Here is a 20,711-nt window from a genome sequence, read left to right as displayed (position 1 = left end):
GCAGTTGGCAGTTGGCAGTTGGCAGTTGGCAGTTGGCAGTTGGCAGTTGGCAGTTGGCAGTTGGCAGTTGTTATTTGTTATTTGTTATTTGTTATTTGTTATTTGTTATTTGTTATTTGTTATTTGTTATTTGTTATCTGTTATTTGTTTTGTTATTTGTCAACCGTCAACCGTCAACTGTCAACCGTCAACTGTCAACTATCTTCCTTCCAACGTTTTAGAGGCACACAATCAATACCCAACTGGTCTAAAGTACGAGCAACCACAAAGTCTACCAAATCCTCAATAGTTTGGGGATTATGATACCAAGCAGGAATCGCAGGCACAATTCTAGCTCCAGCTTCCGCCAAGGTAGTCAAATTCCGCAGGTGAATCAAACTAAAAGGCGTTTCCCTGGGTACGAGTACCAATTTTCGCCCTTCCTTGAGCTGAACATCGGCCGCTCTTTCGAGCAAATCCGAACTCAAGCCAGCAGCCAATTTCCCTAATGTACTCATGCTACAGGGAATAATGATCATCCCTTGGGTGCGAAAGGAGCCACTAGCAATATTAGCACCGACATCTTGCCACGGATGACAGCGGAGTTTGCCCATTTTCGGGACTCCTGCTTGTGCCCGCCAGAATTCCTCTTGAAGCGTTGGTTCTGCGGGCATTCGGATGTTCTGTTCGCTTTGCCAAACCATGTAAGTAGATTTAGATGCTACCAGTTCCACAGCGCGATCGGCTTCCAAGAGATATTTGAGAGTTCGCACCGCGTAAATCAGTCCCGATGCACCAGTAACTCCTAGGATTAGAGGCTTAGCGGGGACTGAAACAAAATTAGTCATGGGCAACGATCCAGCAATAAGCTCATTAATTATACCGCGATCGAATTACCCCAACATTGCCGACTCAATATTACTTATTTACTTCTTCCTTCGCGTCCTTCGCGTCTTCGCGGTTCAATAATACTAATTCTTCTGGCACGAAAGCAGTAAAATTACCAATGTCGCCTTACTCCTGAATATTTTTTGGCTTAATTTTATCTACAATCAACCACAAACCATATCCACCCAGCAGACCGATTATGAGCATAATAGCAAGGGGAAACCTATAGCCACCTGCAACGCCGCCGGATACGGCAAGGAAGTATGCGGCTATGCTAACCAGCGTTATCGTTGCCCTATTTTTCAGGAACTTACGCAGCTTTTCTAAGTAGAGTTGGGTTTCGCTATCGCTCTACCCAACCTACAAAATAAAAAGGGTTAACCGTCAACAATCAACTGTCAACAATCAACTGAGTTATTCATCATCATCAAAAGCTTGACTACCGCCACCGACAGCAACTAAATCAATTTGCTGGCGATAGTAGTCAACACTCTTAACTTGAACTTCTACCCGATCGCCCAAACGGTACTGATTGCGGTTTTTGCGGCCGACTAGAGTTTGTTGGCGCGATCGATATTCGTACCAATCATCTTTCAAGGAAGAAACGTGCACCAATCCTTCAACACGCAGAATCTCACTCTCCGGCGGCCGCACCTCAATTTCCACAAAGAAACCATAGGATTGTACACCTGTAATCAAACCCTGGAAAGTTTGACCGGTACGTTCTTTCATCAATCCGGTTTTCTTCAAGCCTTGCAAATCGCTTTCAGCGTCCTCAGCAACCCTTTCCCGTTCCGTCAGGTGTACGACTACTGATGCGAACTCCGTCTCAAATTCGTGGTGTAAGTCTGGGGGGAGAACATTCCAAGTAATTTGGCCGTGACAGGAGGAATGGTGCAGGTCAACTTTTTCCTTGGCCCGTGTGGTACGGCTGCTGCGGCCTTGCTCGAATACTGCTTGCAACAATCGCAGCACCAGTAAATCTGCATAGCGAGATAGTGGGGAAGTACAGCGCGTGTAACCTTCTGCCAAAGCTAAACCGAAGTGTGGCTTGGGTGTTGTGCTGTAAACCGCCGGCTTCATGGTGTCTTCCAGGAGGTAGGTGAGCACTCTTTCGGATTTCAATCCGGCAAACTGCTGGGTAAATCGCTGAAAGTCTAGGGGCAGAACTTCTTCTTCGTTTTCCAGATACAGTTCGCCTCCGAGGTTGTTGGAAAGTTTGATGAACTCTTGAATGTCTGCATGATCTGGCATGGGCTGGACGCGGTAAATTCCGGGGACTCCCAAGGCTTGCAGGTGGGTGGCTACGGCTTGGTTGGCGAGTACGACTAATTCAGATACGGCAGACTGGGCTGGGGGGGCGATCGCAAATGCTCCCAATTCCCCTTCATCGTCGAAGTGAGAGTTGGCGTCGGGCAAATTTAGTTCAAAAGCTCCTCGCTGGAGCCTCGCCTTTCTGGCTGCCTGGGAGGCTGCGGAGATTTGCTCTAGGAAAGGACGAAGGGCTGTGGATAAAGGCTGAGTTTCGTCATCGGAGGTCGATGCCAGAATTGCTTCTGCTTGGTGATAGCTGAGCTGGTAGTCAATTTGAATGACGCTGGTTTGAATGGAGTATTCAACCAGTTCCCCTGATTCGTCAAGGGTGAGCAACACGCTGAAGGCCAGTCGTTCGGTGTCTGGTAGCAAAGAGCAGCGCTCGTGGACGATGGATGGTAGCACGGCGATGATTTTGTCTCCCAGATGGGCTGCTGTGCCTCGCTTGCGGGCTTCTCGGTCGATCGGGGTTTCGGGTTGCACGTACTCAGCGACATCGGCGATGTGAATTCCGACTTGCCAACCTCCCGATTTCAGGGTTTCAATGGAGAGAGCACGTTCCACAGGCGGGTCCCACAGGAATGAGGCTGGATCGAATTCGTTTTCGGCTGTGGGAGAGAAACTTTCTGGCTCGGTTTCTGGGACATCATAATTTTTGTCGCTGTTGGTTTCTCCCGGTTCGTTGTTGCTGAAAGTGACTGTGAGGATGTTACGCAAATCCAGGCGTTTTTTGATGTCGGTTTTTTTGAGTTTGCTGGGTAAATTTTCGGCTGCTTTGATGACTGCTGGGGGAAACGATCGCGGTAAGTCGTGTTTGCAGCATACGATGTCGAGGTCGTCGGCGGCTTCGGCGTCGGAACCTAGTACCTGTACTACTTTTCCGACTGGGCGGTGGGTGCCTAGGGGATAGCGTTTGACTTCGACGTGTACCAGGTGGTCGATCGCCTCTTGCAGATTGGTACCGTTTGCCAGTAAGTCTAGTTCAAATAGCAGGCGATCGTCGAGGGGAATTGCTCTGTAGCTGAGTCGGCCGGTGGGGGTGGCTGTTTGCTTGACTCTGGCTAGTACCGAGGGGTTGGCGCGTTCGAGTATCAACATCACTTCGCCTTCGGGGGAACGGCGGCGGCTACCTTCTTTGATGATTTTGACTAAGACTCGATCGCCATTCCATGCTGTTGAGAGATGACTTTCCCGCACGTAAACGTCTTCTGAACCTTCGGCGTCTTGAATTGCGAAGCAAAATCCTTTGCTGGAACAGCGCAGTTTTGCTTCTACCACATCGTCTTCAGTTACTCGGCGATATCGACCTTTGTCTTTGACTAAAATCCCAATTTTCTCTAGAGCTTCTAATGCGATTTGAAGTTTGAGTTGACTGGTGACATCATTGCAATCGAGTTTTTTCTCTAATGCTTTGGGAGCCACTAATTTGTCTTCTGTAAAATTGGCCAACAGTGCAGCGATAGAAAATTCCATGTAGCGATCGATCCTCTTTTTTCCAGCAATTAGTCTAATTTTGGCGAAATCCGCCACGCTCTTTCCCGCTTTCGCTGTGCTTACACGCCCTAGATCTGGCGGGGGTTAGTTAGGTGTAGACAAGCACAGCCACCTAGTTTGAGCGCGGGATTTTTTTAGGAAATTCTCTCCCGACTCTGGTGGTGGCAAATTTTCTGCTGTCTGTCTTCAACTGACTTCTGACGGTGCAGAAAACTGTCTCTTACCCTTACTACTTTTGCTTAGTTGCTTTGCCATTTCCGATAGGTAGAAATGACCTGACGGTGGCTGTTAGCTTAAACCGCGGGATGTGGCATGGGGTTTAGTGGCGTGAAAGGTTGCGCGGATGATTCACCTTTAATTTATTGTATGTTGAATAGGTGCTTTCAGAAAATTGTTTTTTCGCTGATTGTACTACACTTAAGCCATAAGCCCCATCTGGTTTCGGGGTCAAAACATTATGTTTGCTCAATTTCGCGCCCTTTATCCCACTGGACAGTTAATTTGTGAATTGCTGACTGTTCATCACGGCAAGTTTGTGGTTCGCTGTCTGCTTCAGGTTGATGGCAAAACTCTCGCTACAGGTATGTCGGCTGCTGAGTCGGTTGAGGATGCTGAGGACCGCGCTCGGTTGCGATCGCTCGCTGTCCTTGGATTTGATCCGGCTCAACCTCCGACGATCGCCCATGTTTCTCCGCATCCCGTAGCACCTCCGGCTCCCGTAGCACCTCCGGCTCCCGTGGCACCTCCTGTGTTAGAAAGGCCTGTTACTACTGACAATTTTGCTTTACCACATCAGAGCAATTTTGTCAATACTCCATCGCCATTAATCGAAGAGGCGATCGCACCGATACCGGAACCGTTGCCCCCTATGGTCGATCGAACTGTGACAGCCTCTAGAGAGGAATTTGACTCCGATGCTTGGCTGTCTTCCAGCTACGGCGCACCGATTCAGGAACGGGAGATGCCAAGGGCTAGCCAAACTGAAATTTTACAGGGGGCTGCCGAAGTTAGGGAGTTGGAACCAATTGCGGTTGGGATTCCGAGTGATGCGATCGAGGATATTTCTGAGACGATCGCCCAAGTCGAAGCCACCATGAAGCGCCTGAAATGGACTAAAAAACAAGAAACTGACTGTCTGCAACAAAATTACGGTAAACTATCCCAGGCACTGCTGTCTGCGGGCGAGTTGGTAGACTTCCTAGAATACCTGGAAATCTACAGCAGAACCACTGATGAAATCAAGCGCTTGGGCTGGAGTCCCAGTCAAGGAAAGGATTATCTCAAACAAGGTTACGGTAAGGAAGCGCGACACTTCTTAAGTAGGGAGGAATTGTTTGACTTTCTGCAATATCTGGAATCTTTACCTTAATAACGTAAGTAAAGCCACTTAAAAAAACAGAATAGAACTCTTGTAAAAGTCAAATTTATCCCCCTTAGTCCCCCCTTATTAAGGGGGGAAACAACAATAATATTACCCCCTCCCCTTAGTAAGGCTATGCTTTATAAACATCTTTCTTAACAATAAAGTTGACAAAAGTAACTACCAATCTTCTCAATCCACGCCACAAGGTTTTAACTCCCGGAAAACCATCATCTTTTCTGCCCAAAAAACCTCCCAATTTAGCAATCCAACCAACCGCTTACCCTAAAGTTGGTGGGTAAAAATGAGAATAACTTTTGTGATAAATTGTTGCATAAAGAGCCTGCCATTCTGGAGGTTATAACATAGCCCGATGCCCGATACTTCGACTACCCTGGACACAAGTGCCCCATGCCCTATTACCATTATTCCATTAATCCTAATTTTCGCAATCGCGAACGAATCGCCCCAGATTGTCTCTGAAATTTCTTGGCTAATTCGCCAATTTTTTGACCGCTAGCATATTCATTCTTCAACTTCTCATCTTCTTCTCGACTCCACTTGACATAAGCTCTGGGATACTTCTGTCTAATTTTTTCAACATCATAGCTTTTAGGTCGATCGCCTTTTAAGCCGGAATCCAAATTTCGGTTGATTTCCCCGCCGTGACGCTCTACCGCCTCCTGTACCTGGTTAGGAATAGTAGCAATTTCTTGGGATAGCTCACCCAAAGCCTTTTCTACTTGTTGCTGAAGTTCTGTTAGCTGTCGTTGTTGCAAATTTCCCCACTGCGGCAGTTCGTTGATAAATTGCTGCAAATCGAGAATGATTGTTGTTAAAGTTTCGACTTGTTGTAACTCTGGCCGCTGTTTGAATTGGCGGCTGGTAATTTCGATCTCGGTTTGAATCATTTTCATGGTTTTTTCTAAAATTATTAACCGCTGACGCATATTTTCAACGGCTGAAATTAAAGAATGTACGTTCTCTCCCGGTTGAGCATTGATATTTTCGTTGGCTGTTTGCGGGAGAGCTTGATCTAAGGATTTTACGGCAATTTGTAATTGTTCGATCGCGCGATCGGTTGTTGTCGCGTGTCGATCTACCCGATCGAACGTTGAAGCCGTACTCATCCTAATTTGCTGCTGCAACTTCTGTCGATTCACAAAATTCAACAGTAGCGCAATGGCGATCGGCACCTGGGCATAAATGCTCTGCTGGAAAACCAAACTAGCCGCTAATCCAACGGCAGAGACCGCCAAAAAAAACAATTCAGCAGTTTCTGACAAATTGGTCAATTTGGGATTTTGGATTTTGGTTTTTGAATTGGATGAGGACATATGTTAAATGGGAATTGCGAATTGGGAATTGCGAATTAGAAATTAGTAATTGATACTTGGTAGGCTCTACATTACCTAATTTAAAATTACTATCGGTTTTTGATGTATCTAAATCTACTTAAATATATTAAACCTGCAAAATTAATCGAGCTAAAGAAAAATAAATTAAGACACCGAGGACATCAACTGCGGTAGTTATAAAGGGTGCGGACATCAAAGCCGGGTCTAAACCCAAAGAACGAAATAAAAAGGGCAAAGCTGAACCTGCAATCGAAGCTAACATTGCGATCGCCAACAAACTGATCCCTACTGCGATCGCCACTGCTAAATTCCCTTGCAGAATATAAGCCCAAACAGTGGCCACCGTCCCCAATATAGCTCCTAGCAGCGCTCCCGCCATCCCCTCGCGGACAATTATTTTCAACGGCCCCATGGCTGTAATTTCATCGGTGTTCAAACCGCGAATTACCACCGTTGAGGACTGGGCTCCCACATTACCTCCCGTACCTGTCAGCAATGGAATAAAGGCTGCTAGAGCTACAACTTGCTGCAAAATATCTTCTTGAGCTCGAATAATTGCCCCCGTAACAGTATTAGTTAAGAGCAACACAAATAGCCAAACTACCCTTTTGCGAGCAACGGTGATTAAATCGGTCTGAAAATAATTGTCACCGCCGGACTGAACACCGCCCAAGGTATAAATATCTTTGGCTGCTTCTTGTTCCAAAATGTCGATCGCATCATCCACTGTAATAATACCGACGAGACGCTGTTCCCGGTCTACTACCGGCACTGCCAAAAAATCATAACGCTGGATCAGCCTAGCGACTTCTTCTTGGTCAGTACCAGTTTGAACTGAAACCACCTCGCGAGTCATAATTTCACCGACAGTTTTGTCCAGGGGAGAAGTGACTAAATCCCGCAAGGACAAAATACCCGTTAAACAGCGACCGGCATCGGTGACATAAAGAGAATAAATTGTTTCTGTAGTCTTAGCCAAAGATCGGATTCTATCTAAAGCTTGGGTGACGGTAAAGCTTTCTTTGAGAGAGATGTATTCTGGGGTCATAATCCGACCGGCGGTACTAGCTTCGTAACCCAAAAGTTGAGCCGTAGCTTCCCGTTCCGTTGGGCTCAATTCACCCAACAGCCGACGGACTAATATTGCCGGCAGTTCGTCAAATAGTTTAGCGCGATCGTCCGGTGACATTTTGTCTACAATGTCAATAACTTCTTGGCGTTTGAATTTTTCACACAGAGACTGCTGGACGCTGGAGTCGAGATATTCGTACACTCCGATGGCTTCGTCTTTAGCCAGCAAACGAAAAGCGATCACCTGCATAGTTTCTGGTAAACCTTCGATGGCTTCAGCGATGTCAGCTTCCTGCACCGGCTGCAAAATCGCTTTTGCTCCTGTCCAGTCTCCTTGTTCCAGCAGGGCCTTTAATTGCGATCGGACTAATTCCCGCAATTCTTTTCGCGCGTAGGTCGGTAGCGAAGATAATTGATAATTGTTTTCCGTCACTGGCCACCCTCCTAAACCTGTGTTGCCCGCGTTTCTACATCCAGTCTATAACCTATTGACACCCATGGTTACAGTTATCAGACTTATAATGAGGAGAAACTATGTTAATTTTTAAATGCCTCACCATCTCAATCAAAATGTATCCTACAAATCATGTTTCTTGGTGTTATTTTTGGTAAGTAAGTCCTCCTAATTAAATGCAAGATCCAAATCGCTCAAAAGCTTACTGGCTTGCTATTTTTCACATCGATGTTCCCCCCTTGGGGGGGGCAGGGGGGGGTGGCCTCTTCCTTCTTCCTTCTAATTAAATGTAACTGCTTAAACCAACAATTGATATTTTTCTTGTGCTAAACGGTAAAGCGGACGCCACACTAAACGGTTAGTTAAGACAACCAACAGCGACATCACAGAAGTAGCAGCCAACAACAAGGGAAAATTACCGGAAGCTGTCGCTTGAGAAATAGTTTCTCCCAAACCCTCAGTCATAATTATTTCACCTTTAAACTGCACGTATTCACTAACAATACTGGCATTCCAAGCACCACCAACCGCCGTAATAATCCCTGTAATTAAATAGGGGAATATTCCCGGCAATATTAAATTTGTCCACCGCTGAATCAGGGAGAGTTTATAAACTTGTGCAGCTTCAAATAACTCAGAAGGTATTGCTTGAGCACCGGCAATTACATTAAACAGTAAATACCACATAGTACCTAACATCATCAAGGCCACGGAACCAATTTGTAAGCCACCACCCGCGTGAATTAAAGCTAGTAATAATACTGGGAATAAAGCCGTTGCTGGTACAGAAGCGGCTATTTGTACTAAGGGTTGCAAAATCTGAGCTAAACGCGGATTTCGACCGATCGCCACTCCGACTGGTACTGTCCACAACAGCGATAAAAACAGGGCGCAGATGACTCGCAAAGCTGTGAAAATTGCACCTCCAATCACTTTTTGCCAGTCGCCCAAACTCAGCATTCGCAGCAACAGCACGGCTTCCCAAGTTCCCCAAAGCACAATCACAGCAAACCCGCTGACAAATATCCAATTAATCCAATTACCAAGGGGATTTGTTTGTTGGGGATTTTTGGGTAAACTAGCTGGTGCAAAAGCTCTGGCTAAACCGCGATCGAAATTGTCCCCGATCGGCGCAATTCGAGATTTCAACATCCGCAGCGTCGCCGATCGCCTGAAAAAATCCAAGACATTGGACTGAGGTACATTGGCCGCTTCCACAGCTTGATATTTAAACTTTTCTGCCCAAGCAATCAAAGGCTGCCATACAAAAAAATCAATGGCTACAATCACACCGATTAAAACTGCTAAGCCCCAGCCGATCGCACCAAAATTTCCTTCATTAGCCGCCTTACCCAAATAGGAACCAAGTCCCGGCAGTTGAAAGTTTTTGTCTCCCAAAGTAAAAGACTCGATCGCAATCAAAAAGAACCAACCCCCAGCTACGGACATGACGCTATTCCACACCAGCCCGATCGCACCAGCGGGTAACTCTAGAGTCCAAAACTGCTGCCAAGCATTAAGTCGGTAAACTTTAGCAGCTTCCTTAAGTTCTTGGGGAATGCCAGAGAGAGACTGATAAAAGCTAAAGGTCAGATTCCAAGTCATTCCTGTAAATATGAGGATAACTGATGCTATTTCTACGCCGATTCTTTGACCGGGAAATAAAGTGATTAGGGCTAAAACTACTCCAGGCAAAAAGGATAGAACCGGAATTGATTGTAAAATATCTAATAACGGAATTAAGATTTTAGCAACTAGGGGAGAACGGTAAGCAGAATAAGCATAAACTAAGGTAAAAAGTAGAGATAAGAAATAAGCTATTGCCATCCGTAAAAGAGTCTGGGCTGTATATATTGGCAAGACACTTAGTGTTGTCTCTATTTTAAAATTAGGGTTGTAGTCACCAGTGAATTGAGATGCTGTTTGGACAATTACTAAAATTAGAGAGAAGATTGCTAGAATTAGCAAGCCATCTTGCCAAGTCCAAGTTGACCGTTCTAAGGTTTTATTAGCTGGTGTTAGAGGTCTTGTCATAAGAATTGGTTATTAGTTAGTGGTTAGTGGTTATTGGTTATTGGTTATTGGTTATTGGTTATTGGTTAGTCGTTATTGGTTATTGGTTATTGGTTAGTCGTTATTGGTTATTGGTTATTGGTTATGAGTTATTGGAGGCAGAGCCTCCTGGTATGTATTCCCAGGCAGAGCCTGGGAACAAGACTCAACAGTTAACAGTCAACTGTCAACTGTCAACTGTCAACTAATTACTCACCTTTATCTTCCGATTCTAAGAAAATTTCGCCTCCCGGTTCGTCATAACTATACAACTCAGCATACCGACCCCAGTCAATAGCAGTTTGCAATTGGCGCATTGCTTCTTTGGGGCTAAAGTGGGCTTCCAGAATATCCAAAATCAATTCTTCAGAAATGCGGTGATTCCGCTTGGACTGAAGCATTCGCGAAATCTGCTGTACTAGGCGAATATTCCCCAGAATTTGGGCACGAACAATTTGTTTGCGCCGATCTATCCCACCAGCAATGAACTCCAAACCAACAGCAGTCAAGAAGAGGTCTCCTTCTTGGATTGCTAGAAAATCCATTAATTTTGCAGCTTCAACGATCGGCAAAATGTCGTCAACCTCTAACATTAATTCTTGACCAAGCCGATAGAGGTCTTTCTCTTTGCGGTCTTCTAATAGTTCTAAAAGACCTGCAACAGCGCCAATTCGTACTTGGGGGAGGGATTGGTATTGAGCGCTTTGAGGGGGTTGAGGTTGAGATAAAGTAGTGTCTGGCTGCGGGACAGTTTCGCAACTCAAATCGGGATTGGTCAGAATTTTGTAAACTTGGTCTACGATGGCTTGAAATTGCGGAGTTTTGCGATCGCGATAGTGCGGCAAAGTGACCGTCAACTCGGCGCGAATTCGCCCCGGATTGCGACCCAAAACTACAATCCGATCTGCTAATATTACTGCTTCCTCAATCCCGTGAGTCACGATTAACACTGCTTGAGTTGGAATCTTTTTTTCTAGCCACAAATCTAATAACTCAAACCTCAAGTTTTCTGCTGTTAGTACATCTAAAGCTGAAAATGGTTCATCCATGCAGAGCAATTCTGGTTCCACCGCCAAAGCTCTAGCAAATCCCACCCGCTGTCGCATACCACCAGAAAGTTCTTTCGGATAAGCATTTTCAAATCCGTCCAAACCGATAATATCAATCATTCGCAAAGCTTTTTGTCGGCGCGGTTCTGGCAATTCTCCTTTAGCTTTTAAGCCTAATTCTACATTTTCTAGTACCGTCAGCCAGGGATAAAGGGCAAAGTTTTGAAAGACAATTGCTATCCCTGGATTTAATCCGACCAAAGGACGATTGTGGTAAAGAACTTGACCCGCACTCGGCGGTATCAGTCCAGCAATCATCCGCATTAATGTTGATTTCCCAGAACCAGATGGGCCGAGAAGGGCTACTATTTCCCCCGATCGCAATTCTAAATCAATTGGCTCTAAAATTGAGATTGTTTGACCGTTGGGTTGTTGGTAAACCTTACTGACACCTTCTAAGGTAATGAGGCTTTCTGTTGCTATTTTAACTACCACAACTAAACCTCCTCTGTTTTGTTGAAATTAGTCAGTTGTTAGTTGTCGATTGTCAGTTGTCAGTAGCCAAAACTCCCGAAAAAGGACAATAGATATTTGTCCGCAGGCACGAGTCCGCGTCGGGGAGTCTGACAATTTATTATTGGGTTCCCATAGCTATACCTTATAACGTCATTTTTAGCAAGACCTGTTTATCTATTTGCCAATTCGCCCTAGAATGATACCTAACTGAACTGCAATTACTCCTAGTATGGCACTACCGGCCCAATAAAAAGTGGCGACGCTGTAAGAACGATCGCGCCACAAGATATTTGTCTCTAAACCGTAAGTAGAAAAAGTAGTATAAGCACCCAAAAAGCCCGTTGTTACCATTAACCGAACTTCTAGAGGAATCATCGCCCCTCGTTGAGATGCGAGGGTAATAAAAAATCCCATAGCCAAGCAACCAGTAATGTTAATCAAAAAAGTTGCGTAGGGAAAAGCAGTACCAAAACGGCTGGCAAACCATAATGTGATATAATATCGGCTCAAAGCGCCTGCGACTGCACCGAAACTAATGGCGATCGGAACTCGGAAATTGGGGTCTTGCCACATAAAAATAAATGATAGTGGACAGTTGACTGGGGACAGTTGACTGGGGACTGAGTACAAATCACCAATCAATTCAATAATAGATATCAATATTCTGATTAGATGTTACAATGAATTCAGGCGCTACATATCCAAATTTAGGGCGAGCATTGATTCAGGCGCTACATATCCAAAATCTACCTGCGGGTTGTGGATTTTTTATAAAACGTTTGCTAAGGAGGAGAGAATTCCTATGACAGATCCAAATATGAACGAAGAAACAATCATAGATGTAACTCCCGAAACGACTGCGATCGTCAAAAAGGAGATGCCAAATGCTACAGAAGAAACGATCGCAGAAACTGCTGTATTATTTGAAGCAATTAAAAAACGCGCCGCAGCAGAAGTACAAGCAGCAGGCGATCTCACCCGTGAGGCTTACTTAAAAGCTGTGCACAAAGCCCAGTTAGCCCTAGCCAAAAATAAGACCATCGCCAAAGAAAGAATGACAGATGCAGTGGGGCTGATTCAAAAAGAAGCAGAGAAAAATTGGCTGGTGGTTGATGCGATCAAAACTCGCGCGCAATCACAAGTGCAAGATGCTGGCGTTGTCAGTCGCGAGGCCTATTTGAAAGCGGTTCGCCAAGCGCGAGAAGCGGTAGAACAAAATAAGTTGATCGAACGCGATCGCATTGAACAAGCTGTGGACCAAATTCAGAAACAAACTGAAAAAAATTGGCACGTTGTGGTTGGGGAAATTGAGTCGATCGGCAGTCGCTTGACGGATGCGTCGAAGTCTGCATTCCAGGCGCTAACCAAGTTTTTTGATAAAAAGCATTAAACTCAAATTTGGCACCCTTTTAAGCCACAGGCAAGATCGCTGTTCGACAAAGATTGAATTTTCTTGTGTAACAGGCATCTTGCCTGTTCACAAAAGGTTTCGACATCAAGCGCTATAATCAGAAAGCTTTATTTTTAGTCCACAAACCCCCAACCATGAGAACTTACTACTGCGGCGAACTGCGAAGCGAACACATCGGAAAAACTGTAACCCTTTACGGATGGGTGGATCGCCGCCGCGATCATGGCGGGGTGATTTTTCTGGATTTGCGCGATCGATCGGGCTTAGTGCAAATTGTCAGCGATCCCCAACGCACGCCAGATTCCTATCACGGGGCTGAGGCTTTGCGCGGCGAATACGTGGTGAGAATTACAGGTAGAGTCACCAGTCGCCCCGCAGATTCCCTCAACCCTAAATTGCCTACGGGTGAAGTAGAAATTTATGCTGATGAGATTGAGTTGTTGAATGCGGTGCGGAAACAGTTACCGTTTCAACTTTCGACGGCGGATAATGAAAGCGTGCGGGAAGATTTGCGCCTGAAATATCGCTATTTGGACTTGCGGCGCGATCGCATGAGTCGCAATTTACAGCTTCGCCACCAAGTAGTCAAAGCCATGCGCCGCCACCTCGAAGATGTGGAAGGTTTCATGGAAATTGAAACACCGATTTTAACTCGCGCCACTCCCGAAGGTGCGAGAGATTATTTAGTTCCCAGCCGCGTCAATCCCGGTGAATGGTATGCTTTGCCGCAGTCGCCGCAGTTGTTCAAACAATTGTTAATGGTGTCTGGTTTTGACAGATATTATCAGATTGCTCGCTGCTTCCGCGATGAAGATTTGCGCGCCGACAGACAGCCGGAATTTACGCAATTGGACATGGAAATGAGTTTCATGTCTGTGGAAGAAGTGATCGAATTAAATGAAGGTTTAGTCTGCAATATTTTTCAAAGTGTGAAAGGCGTAGAATTGCCTTGTCCTTTCCCGCGTTTGACTTACGCAGAAGCGATGGATCGCTACGGTAGCGATAAACCCGATACTCGCTTCGGTATGGAATTAGTCGATGTTTCCGATTTGATGAAAGATTCGGGATTTAAGGTGTTTTCCGGTGCAATTGCTGCGGGCGGAATTGTGAAAATTTTGCCAATTCCGGGCGGGAATGATGCGATTTCTAACGTGCGAATTAAACCGGGTGGCGATTTGTTCAAGGAAGCCAGCGAAGCCGGTGCGAAGGGATTAGCTTATATCCGGGTGCGGGAGAATGGCGAAATTGATACGATCGGCGCAATTAAGGATAATTTGACTGAAGCACAAAAACAGGAGTTGCTCGATCGCACTGGCGCGAAACCAGGTCATTTGTTGTTATTTGCAGCCGCTGATGCAATAACTGTCAATAAGACCTTAGATAGATTGCGTTTGTTTGTCGGGAACGAATTGGGATTTATTGACAAAGACAAGATGAATCTGCTATGGGTGACAGATTTCCCAATGTTTGAATGGAACGCCGACGAGAAGCGTTTGGAAGCATTACATCACCCGTTTACAGCCCCGCATCCCGACGATATTGCCGATTTGAAAACAGCGAGAGCTCAAGCTTACGATTTGGTATTAAACGGTACAGAAATCGGCGGCGGTTCTCTGCGGATTTACCAGCGGGAAGTTCAGGAAAAGGTGTTTGAGGCGATCGGCTTATCCACTGAGGAAGCTTACAATAAGTTCGGCTTTTTGTTGGATGCGTTTGAGTACGGAACCCCTCCCCACGGCGGCATAGCCTACGGTTTGGATCGGTTGGTGATGCTGTTGGCTGGCGAGGAGTCGATTCGCGATGTCATGGCGTTTCCTAAGACGCAGCAAGCCGGGTGTTTGTTGACAAATGCGCCGTCTAGTGTGGATGAGAAGCAGTTGAAGGAGTTGCAAGTGCGATCGACTTATGTACCTAAGTCATAAGTGTATGAAACACCTTGACAATTTAACCATCCAACAGAGTGATGCTGAGTGACAGAGATTATTGAGTATGTATACTCACTATTTTCTCGGATGATTCACTCTCTCGCCACTCAATCCGTGTACGCTGCCCGTTGGGGGGTGCAAGATCTCAGTTTTAACTGAGATCTTGCAGCAATGTTAATAAAGGGATTTTCGATGGGGGAGGGCGGGTTTATTTAACCTGTTTGCAAGCTTTAAAGTCCTTGGCGAACCCGCCCCTACAGATTCTTGAGAATGGTGCAATATCTCAGTTAAAACTGTTAAGTACCACAGCTTATCAGCCTTTGCAGAACAGCCGAAAGCCTCTGCACTTGGTTAAATACCCCATCATCCCCATCAACAGTAATGTAGGGAAAATGCCCTATATAAATTAATTTACCAAAAGCGTCTAGGTCTCCTTGTCCTAACCACCCCACTTTGTGCGCAAAGCATGTTTGAGCAAGTTCCACACTGGGCATATTACTGCAATCCACAAGAAGGATCTTCTGTTGGACGGTGAAACCAAATTTTCCGTCACTGCTTTCGACCCACAAGCGATCAATCTGATTCAACACTTCGCAGGGAAAGTCTATTGTGCTTTCCGCTCCTATCCCTTTCTCCTTTTTCATTAATTCTATCGTTTCTTGGTTAGCAGCTTTCCAGTATTTTGCTTTTAGTAAACCCGCTAATCTGGAATATTTGGCAGGAAGTGAAGGACTGGGTGGGTTTAGCGGAGTCGGTTGTGGACTAGGAGAATCTGAACTGGAAGGAGAAGGTCGAGGTGGTTGAGGGCTAGAGGGTGTATCTGAAGTGGGTGACGGGGAAGTCTGTGGTGATCGACCTAAAAATTGATTGGCAAGGGTTACTCCCACCACGCCTACGCTTGCTGGAATTACCAATTTGAGAAACTGTTGTCGGGTCAGTGCGCGGGGTACCGGAGGTTGTTTTGATCCATTTATGGGTGGCGAAGATCGCGACTTTGGAACTGGTTCTGGAGAAGGATTAGAGGTCGTGCTTGGAAAGACCGGAGTTGCAGAAGGTCGCTGAATACCTAGATTTTGCAGAGCTTCGATCGCCTCCATATCTTGACCCGAAGCCGCTGCATTGATTCGTATCCAGAGCCGTTGTGCCAGATCCCAATCTTGTTGTCTCTCAGCACGATAGGCATCATTCTTCAACGTTGCAATATCAGCAAGACTGGCGTGTTGGGGCATTAAAATCAGGTGTGATCGGTTCAATGGTTCGGCGATCGTATAAGGGATTTGCCTAGCCTTTCCCAAATACTGACTGATCAGAGTTGGAACTCGATTTTCGAGATACTGATTTAACCGCTCTACAGTGGCACATCTGCCCCGAATGCCTAATCCCTCAAGCAGGGCATGGGTAAAGGCTCCTTGGGTAATTGCCTCCAGTTCATAGGAGTATTGATCGGGACTGCAAGAGAAGAAGCTAATCACTCCTGTTTGACGGGCTTCTGCTTCAGTCTGCCTGCCGATACCTTCCCCGCTTTTCTTGCCACTACTACGACAGGCATCTAGAATCATCACTGCGTTATCGGCTCCACAACTCCGCAGGTAGTTAGTGATGGTATTTGTAGAGATGCCTGTGTTTTCAATATCTTCTGGATCGCCGTCTAGGGGCATCAGATAGTCTTGTCCATTGTGCGGAATCCCATGCCCACTGAAGAAAAACCAGAAGTTGTCGCCATCTTTCATAAATGGTGTTGCAAATATCTGACGCAAAACCCGTAGAAGATTAGCGCGGAAAGGCTCGGTGGGTTTACCGCTAATGGGAGGAGAGTCATCGGTAAACAAGAAGATGCGATCGAATTTGGCTTCTTGCATTAAAAAGCTATGTATTGTTTCTGCATCCCGCTTGGCATACTTCAGTGGTTGCAAAAATCGATACTGGTTAATCCCAATGACGATCGCCCAATTGCTTGCCATTTACTTCTTATCCAATCTTGTGAATTTGAGTTTGATTGCTCCTTTTCCGGTGGCTTTTCCTCCTGCTACTAATTTAACTTCCCCTTCCCCGCTGATTTCAACGGATAGCTCTACCTCATCCAGTTTCATGCCTGATTCCGAGCCGATTTCCCGATCTACCTGTTTGAACAAGCGTCCGATCAGGTGCAAGAATTGAGCCATATTTTGCTCTAACTGGGCAACTGGCAACCGAACTTCCTTCAGGCTGGAGATGCGTTTGCGAACCTCTTCACCCCATCCTCGTTGTCCTTCGATGGGAACAGAAGCTTCATCAGCTTCATCGGTTACGATCACAATGTAGTCTTCTGTCATAAACGCTAAGTTTAAAAGTTTCCCTGTTGTTCATAGGTCGAGCAAACCGCAAGGGTTTAATTCTGGGATTATTATAACTTAGCCAACTGGACACCGGACAAATCGCCATTAGATATAGGTAGCCTGAGCGATCGCCTTGTTAGGGTGACAACTGACGCAGCAAGCCGGGTGTTTGTTAACAAATGCGCCGTCTGGCGTGGATGAGAAGCAGTTGAAGGAGTTGCAAGTGCGATCGACTTATGTAGCCAAGTCATAGGTATCTAAAACACCTTCAATGAATAGTGGATGGGTGGCGAGAAACCGGGTTTTTTCCAGAATACTTCGCCACACCTCCCAGAAACTGCGAAAAACCCGGTTTCTTTGGTTTGTGGGTTATCAGAAACCGGGTTTTTTCCGAGAATACTTGGTTGTCATCAAACTAAAAACGCTATAATTATCATAATCAAAAATAGGTAAAAACGATGTCAACAGTTTATCGTTTAAAAGCCAGTGAACTCGATATTAATTTTTTAGAACAAATCAAAGCGACTTTTGGGAATAAAGAGATTGAAATAATTGTTTCTGAGTGTGATGAAACTGAATATCTTTTGCAATCAGAAGTCAACAAGCATAAACTTTTGCAAGCTATTGAAAATGTTAAAGAGCGAGAAAATTTAGTTGAAGTTAACTTACAGAATTTGCAATGAGCAGAAAAATTGTTTTTGAATCCTCTGCTTTTGCAGATTTTAATGAATGGGCAAAATTAGACAAAAAGATTTATCGCAAAATTGTAGAATTAATTAAAGATATAGACCGATCGCCCTTTGAAGGATTGGGTAAACCTGAACCTCTGAAATACGAGTTAAGTGGTTTTTGGTCTAGGCGTATTGATAACGAACATCGTTTAGTTTACCAAGTCACGGAGGTCGAAATTGCGATCGTGGCTTGCAAGTATCATTACACTGATTTATGAAACACATTGATAATTTAACCATCCATCGGTTCCGAGGCCTGCGAGATTTGAACTTGCAGGGCTTGGGCCAGATTAACATTTTGGTTGGCGGGAACAACTCAGGCAAAACCAGCGTTTTAGAGGCGATATCAACCTATTGTCGGCCCTTAGATCCCCTGGAATGGCTAAACACATCGTGGCGGCGAGAAATCAAATCCTCTCGTAAACCCCAGCTAGATGCCCTTAGATGGCTGTTTCCTCAAAACAGTGAAGTTTCTCATATCCATGTCTACGAAGGAGAAACTTATGTTTCCAGTAATGGCGCTTTTCCTGTCACAGAATTGAGAGCAATTTACCGGGAATTTGAAGGATTTTCCGAGTTTACAGATAAAGAAAATAGCTCAGAATCTCAACTAGAAATTGATGACATAGAATTTGATAATATTCTCCGAGGTGCTGAGTTAGAACTCAAAGTAGCAACAACTTTTGGTCATGAAGAATTATCAGTAAGTTTTGAAATCTGGGAAAATCAGCGTTTTATTAACCGAAAAAATCGTTCAACTGCTGTACTGCCAATTGATACAGTAACACCATTCTCTCACCGTATAGAACAGTTACAAGTTAGCTTACTATCAGAAGCTATTTTTCTAGGTATTAAGCCCCAAGTCATAAAATTACTTCAACTGATGGATTCAGAAATTACTGATTTAGTAATTTTGTCGCCAACCGGCAAACGTCCTAGTCTATATATAGACCACAAGCGTGTAGGTATTTCACCGCTAAGTGCTTTCGGTGATGGAGTTCGGCGTTTGCTATTTATTGCTTTAACGCTGGCAAAAGTTCAAGGTGGAGTTTTACTGATTGACGAAATAGAAACAGCAATTCATACTGAAGCACTTAGCAGTTCCTTTGCTTGGATTGTGCAGTGGTGTCAGCGATTCGACGTGCAGTTATTTGCAACTACTCATAGTTTAGAAACAGTTGATGCGATGTTGGATGCTAGCGATTCGGAGACTGACTTAGTTCTTTATCGTTTAGAGAAAGGGGAGTCACAAACTAAAGCAGTTAGAATTGAACGGGAAAGATTGCAAAGATTGCGGGAGGATTTGGGTCAGGAGGTGCGCGTGTGAAATATGCTATTATTGGAGTAGAAGGGCCTCATGACCAGGCATTTACAGGCAAGGTTCTCAAGCTTTTGGGATTTAAAGATTTTCGGGAGGAGTTGAAAGGATTAAAGTCAGATTTAGACCCCTTTTGGCGCAAATTTATTCCTGTTTATCCCAAAAAAGGAAACTTGTACAAACGCCTTGATATGCCTTCTATTCTGTTTAATGATACTATCTCAGTCGCAATTTATGCAGGTGAAGGAAGCAACCTTGTTACTAACTTAGATGATATTTTGTCTGCAAATCCTGAGTATCAAACAAACTTGTCGGCATTTGGCATAGTTGCTGATTGTGACAAGCCAAATCCCGATCGCATTGTCAAACCATACGCTAGCAAATTCGGAAGTTATTTTCCTAATTTTCCCGATCGCGCTGGTGTTGTAAATACCAATAGCCCGCGTACAGGAATTTATGTTTTGCCAGATAACGTTTCCCAAGGTGTGCTTGATACTTTACTGTGCAGTTGCGGAGAGATAGCTTATCCCGCGTATATGGAAAAAGCTCGTTCGTATCTAGATGGATTTTCTGAGGAAGAGAGGAAAACTTTAAAATGGAAAAATTGCGATCGCGAAAAAGCTTTAGTTGCTACTGTTGTCAGCGTTCTCAAACCTGGAAAGACTAATACAACAAGTATTGCTGATAATAATTGGGTCAGCGAACAGACACAGCAGCAGGTTCCGGCTTTGGCAAATTTTATTGAATTTTTGAACCAACTTTTAGCATTGATTTAATCGCCAGTCTTGAACGCACGAGTGGCCAGAAACCGGGTTTTTCCCTTGAATACTCGCCACACCTCCTAGAAACTGCTAAAAACAATGATTAGGGAAAGTATCTGTAAATCTCTTTCCGGTGCAGTATCCTAACGAAAGAGACTATGCCATCATTAACTTTAATACCGATTCGGTAATCCCCCAGTCTAATACGATAGTAGTCTCCATCACCTTTAAGTTTTTTAAGATTGCTGACTTCATTTAATTTTTCTGCACTCTCAACTTGTTCGATCGCTTCCTGAATTCTTTCAAACAAGTCGGCATCAAGAATCTTCAGCAAATCCTTTTCAAAACTCTTTCTAAATTCAATATTCATGGTTGTTGTTTGAGAATTTGGAAGATTCGATCGCGACTGACTGTTTCAGTATTTTCGCCTTCTTTAATAGCATTTTCCATTCCTATATCTTCTAGGGCTTCTGTAAAAACAGTTAATTTACTGTTTAATACTTCTTTTTCCAGTTCTTGACATAACTGCAATTTTTCTGGATAGGGCAGTTGTTTGACTAGGGCTAAAATTTGTTCAAAGTTTAGGGAAAGTTGATAGTTAGCTAGAGTCATTGTTCGTTATGTTGAGGGGTTGTTTATATTTTATCTCAAATCGCGGGAGGCCAGAAACCGGGTTTTTTCCAGAATACTTCGCCACACCTCCCAGAAACTGCGA

21 protein-coding genes are annotated in these 20,711 nt (G+C 44.7%); 8 read left to right on the top strand and 13 right to left on the bottom strand.

Features of this window, described 5'->3' with window-relative positions:
- Nucleotides 1-194: 194 nt before the first annotated feature.
- The gene (locus ACBR23_RS09875) at nucleotides 195-827 is read right to left on the bottom strand and encodes a flavin prenyltransferase UbiX (RefSeq protein WP_371118916.1); all 633 of its coding nucleotides are present in this window, start codon (nucleotides 825-827) and stop codon (nucleotides 195-197) included.
- A 454-nt stretch (nucleotides 828-1,281) separates the two neighbouring features.
- On the bottom strand, nucleotides 1,282-3,654 hold the full coding sequence (locus ACBR23_RS09870; RefSeq protein WP_371113780.1) for a ribonuclease R family protein: 2,373 nt from the start codon (nucleotides 3,652-3,654) through the stop codon (nucleotides 1,282-1,284).
- Between the two features lie 478 nt (nucleotides 3,655-4,132).
- Here ACBR23_RS09870 and ACBR23_RS09865 point away from each other — a divergent pair, with 478 nt between their 5' ends.
- Entirely contained in the window at nucleotides 4,133-5,044 is a 912-nt protein-coding gene (locus tag ACBR23_RS09865) for a hypothetical protein (RefSeq protein WP_371118917.1), read from the top strand.
- Nucleotides 5,045-5,168: 124 nt separating this feature from the next.
- On the opposite strand, the gene ACBR23_RS09860 is transcribed toward ACBR23_RS09865, so the two are convergent.
- The 4 genes from ACBR23_RS09860 to ACBR23_RS09845 form a co-directional block, all read right to left on the bottom strand.
- Entirely contained in the window at nucleotides 5,169-5,294 is a 126-nt protein-coding gene (locus ACBR23_RS09860; RefSeq protein WP_371113690.1) for an IS4 family transposase, read from the bottom strand.
- Nucleotides 5,295-5,460: 166 nt separating this feature from the next.
- Entirely contained in the window at nucleotides 5,461-6,372 is a 912-nt protein-coding gene (locus tag ACBR23_RS09855) for a hypothetical protein (protein ID WP_371118918.1), read from the bottom strand.
- 127 nt (nucleotides 6,373-6,499) lie between these two features.
- Entirely contained in the window at nucleotides 6,500-7,897 is a 1,398-nt protein-coding gene (gene mgtE, locus ACBR23_RS09850; RefSeq protein WP_371118919.1) for a magnesium transporter, read from the bottom strand.
- A 318-nt stretch (nucleotides 7,898-8,215) separates the two neighbouring features.
- Nucleotides 8,216-9,952 (bottom strand): ABC transporter permease, encoded by a 1,737-nt coding sequence (locus ACBR23_RS09845; protein ID WP_371118920.1) that lies wholly within the window; start codon nucleotides 9,950-9,952, stop codon nucleotides 8,216-8,218.
- 26 nt (nucleotides 9,953-9,978) lie between these two features.
- On the opposite strand from ACBR23_RS09845, the gene ACBR23_RS09840 reads away from it, so the two are divergent.
- Entirely contained in the window at nucleotides 9,979-10,179 is a 201-nt protein-coding gene (locus ACBR23_RS09840) for a hypothetical protein (protein WP_371118921.1), read from the top strand.
- Here ACBR23_RS09840 and ACBR23_RS09835 read toward each other — a convergent pair whose 3' ends face one another.
- Both ACBR23_RS09835 and crcB read right to left on the bottom strand, forming a co-directional pair.
- The gene (locus tag ACBR23_RS09835; RefSeq protein WP_371118922.1) at nucleotides 10,180-11,514 is read right to left on the bottom strand and encodes a nitrate/sulfonate/bicarbonate ABC transporter ATP-binding protein; all 1,335 of its coding nucleotides are present in this window, start codon (nucleotides 11,512-11,514) and stop codon (nucleotides 10,180-10,182) included.
- A 195-nt stretch (nucleotides 11,515-11,709) separates the two neighbouring features.
- Nucleotides 11,710-12,108, bottom strand: a complete 399-nt coding sequence (gene crcB, locus ACBR23_RS09830; protein ID WP_371113696.1) for a fluoride efflux transporter CrcB — start codon at nucleotides 12,106-12,108, stop codon at nucleotides 11,710-11,712.
- A gap of 229 nt (nucleotides 12,109-12,337) precedes the next feature.
- Here crcB and ACBR23_RS09825 point away from each other — a divergent pair, with 229 nt between their 5' ends.
- Nucleotides 12,338-12,925: a hypothetical protein gene (locus ACBR23_RS09825; protein WP_371118923.1), complete on the top strand. Its 588-nt coding sequence runs from the start codon at nucleotides 12,338-12,340 to the stop codon at nucleotides 12,923-12,925.
- A gap of 155 nt (nucleotides 12,926-13,080) precedes the next feature.
- Nucleotides 13,081-14,868 (top strand): aspartate--tRNA ligase, encoded by a 1,788-nt coding sequence (gene aspS, locus ACBR23_RS09820; protein WP_371118924.1) that lies wholly within the window; start codon nucleotides 13,081-13,083, stop codon nucleotides 14,866-14,868.
- Between the two features lie 299 nt (nucleotides 14,869-15,167).
- On the opposite strand, the gene ACBR23_RS09815 is transcribed toward aspS, so the two are convergent.
- From ACBR23_RS09815 to ACBR23_RS09805, 3 genes are all read right to left on the bottom strand, one after another.
- Nucleotides 15,168-16,832: a caspase family protein gene (locus tag ACBR23_RS09815; RefSeq protein WP_371118925.1), complete on the bottom strand. Its 1,665-nt coding sequence runs from the start codon at nucleotides 16,830-16,832 to the stop codon at nucleotides 15,168-15,170.
- Nucleotides 16,833-17,183 (bottom strand): hypothetical protein, encoded by a 351-nt coding sequence (locus ACBR23_RS09810; protein ID WP_096829522.1) that lies wholly within the window; start codon nucleotides 17,181-17,183, stop codon nucleotides 16,833-16,835.
- Between the two features lie 71 nt (nucleotides 17,184-17,254).
- Nucleotides 17,255-17,437, bottom strand: coding sequence for a hypothetical protein (locus ACBR23_RS09805; protein WP_371118926.1), 183 nt, complete (start codon nucleotides 17,435-17,437; stop codon nucleotides 17,255-17,257).
- A gap of 207 nt (nucleotides 17,438-17,644) precedes the next feature.
- On the opposite strand from ACBR23_RS09805, the gene ACBR23_RS09800 reads away from it, so the two are divergent.
- From ACBR23_RS09800 to ACBR23_RS09785, 4 genes are read left to right on the top strand one after another with little or no spacing between them, the layout of a single operon-like run.
- Nucleotides 17,645-17,869 (top strand): hypothetical protein, encoded by a 225-nt coding sequence (locus tag ACBR23_RS09800; RefSeq protein WP_340520124.1) that lies wholly within the window; start codon nucleotides 17,645-17,647, stop codon nucleotides 17,867-17,869.
- The gene (locus tag ACBR23_RS09795) at nucleotides 17,866-18,135 is read left to right on the top strand and encodes a Txe/YoeB family addiction module toxin (RefSeq protein ID WP_371118927.1); all 270 of its coding nucleotides are present in this window, start codon (nucleotides 17,866-17,868) and stop codon (nucleotides 18,133-18,135) included. The genes ACBR23_RS09800 and ACBR23_RS09795 overlap by 4 nt, the downstream gene beginning before the upstream one ends.
- Nucleotides 18,132-19,244, top strand: a complete 1,113-nt coding sequence (locus ACBR23_RS09790; RefSeq protein WP_371118928.1) for an ATP/GTP-binding protein — start codon at nucleotides 18,132-18,134, stop codon at nucleotides 19,242-19,244. Before ACBR23_RS09795 ends, ACBR23_RS09790 begins: the two co-directional genes overlap by 4 nt.
- Nucleotides 19,241-20,011: a DUF3226 domain-containing protein gene (locus tag ACBR23_RS09785; RefSeq protein WP_371118929.1), complete on the top strand. Its 771-nt coding sequence runs from the start codon at nucleotides 19,241-19,243 to the stop codon at nucleotides 20,009-20,011. Before ACBR23_RS09790 ends, ACBR23_RS09785 begins: the two co-directional genes overlap by 4 nt.
- Before the next feature lie 88 nt (nucleotides 20,012-20,099).
- Here the strand turns inward: ACBR23_RS09785 and ACBR23_RS09780 are convergent, their stop codons facing one another.
- Both ACBR23_RS09780 and ACBR23_RS09775 read right to left on the bottom strand, forming a co-directional pair.
- On the bottom strand, nucleotides 20,100-20,366 hold the full coding sequence (locus ACBR23_RS09780) for a type II toxin-antitoxin system RelE/ParE family toxin (protein ID WP_371118930.1): 267 nt from the start codon (nucleotides 20,364-20,366) through the stop codon (nucleotides 20,100-20,102).
- Complete coding sequence (locus ACBR23_RS09775) at nucleotides 20,363-20,608, bottom strand: hypothetical protein (RefSeq protein WP_371118931.1); 246 nt, start codon at nucleotides 20,606-20,608, stop codon at nucleotides 20,363-20,365. The genes ACBR23_RS09780 and ACBR23_RS09775 overlap by 4 nt, the downstream gene beginning before the upstream one ends.
- Between the last annotated feature and the right edge of the window lie 103 nt (nucleotides 20,609-20,711).

This window comes from Microcoleus sp. (assembly GCF_041354475.1).
Lineage (GTDB): Bacteria > Cyanobacteriota > Cyanobacteriia > Cyanobacteriales > Microcoleaceae > Microcoleus.
Note: the sequence above shows the minus strand (reverse complement) of the source record. Positions and strands in the feature narration are given on the sequence as shown.

Coding starts and splice junctions, on each gene's coding strand:
- ACBR23_RS09875 (WP_371118916.1), bottom strand. CDS start 827: ATGACTAATTTTGTTTCAGTCCCCGCTAAGCCTCTAATCCTAGGAGTT.
- ACBR23_RS09870 (WP_371113780.1), bottom strand. CDS start 3,654: ATGGAATTTTCTATCGCTGCACTGTTGGCCAATTTTACAGAAGACAAA.
- ACBR23_RS09865 (WP_371118917.1), top strand. CDS start 4,133: ATGTTTGCTCAATTTCGCGCCCTTTATCCCACTGGACAGTTAATTTGT.
- ACBR23_RS09855 (WP_371118918.1), bottom strand. CDS start 6,372: ATGTCCTCATCCAATTCAAAAACCAAAATCCAAAATCCCAAATTGACC.
- ACBR23_RS09845 (WP_371118920.1), bottom strand. CDS start 9,952: ATGACAAGACCTCTAACACCAGCTAATAAAACCTTAGAACGGTCAACT.
- crcB (WP_371113696.1), bottom strand. CDS start 12,108: ATGTGGCAAGACCCCAATTTCCGAGTTCCGATCGCCATTAGTTTCGGT.
- ACBR23_RS09825 (WP_371118923.1), top strand. CDS start 12,338: ATGACAGATCCAAATATGAACGAAGAAACAATCATAGATGTAACTCCC.
- aspS (WP_371118924.1), top strand. CDS start 13,081: ATGAGAACTTACTACTGCGGCGAACTGCGAAGCGAACACATCGGAAAA.
- ACBR23_RS09815 (WP_371118925.1), bottom strand. CDS start 16,832: ATGGCAAGCAATTGGGCGATCGTCATTGGGATTAACCAGTATCGATTT.
- ACBR23_RS09810 (WP_096829522.1), bottom strand. CDS start 17,183: ATGACAGAAGACTACATTGTGATCGTAACCGATGAAGCTGATGAAGCT.
- ACBR23_RS09805 (WP_371118926.1), bottom strand. CDS start 17,437: ATGACTTGGCTACATAAGTCGATCGCACTTGCAACTCCTTCAACTGCT.
- ACBR23_RS09800 (WP_340520124.1), top strand. CDS start 17,645: ATGTCAACAGTTTATCGTTTAAAAGCCAGTGAACTCGATATTAATTTT.
- ACBR23_RS09795 (WP_371118927.1), top strand. CDS start 17,866: ATGAGCAGAAAAATTGTTTTTGAATCCTCTGCTTTTGCAGATTTTAAT.
- ACBR23_RS09790 (WP_371118928.1), top strand. CDS start 18,132: ATGAAACACATTGATAATTTAACCATCCATCGGTTCCGAGGCCTGCGA.
- ACBR23_RS09780 (WP_371118930.1), bottom strand. CDS start 20,366: ATGAATATTGAATTTAGAAAGAGTTTTGAAAAGGATTTGCTGAAGATT.
- ACBR23_RS09775 (WP_371118931.1), bottom strand. CDS start 20,608: ATGACTCTAGCTAACTATCAACTTTCCCTAAACTTTGAACAAATTTTA.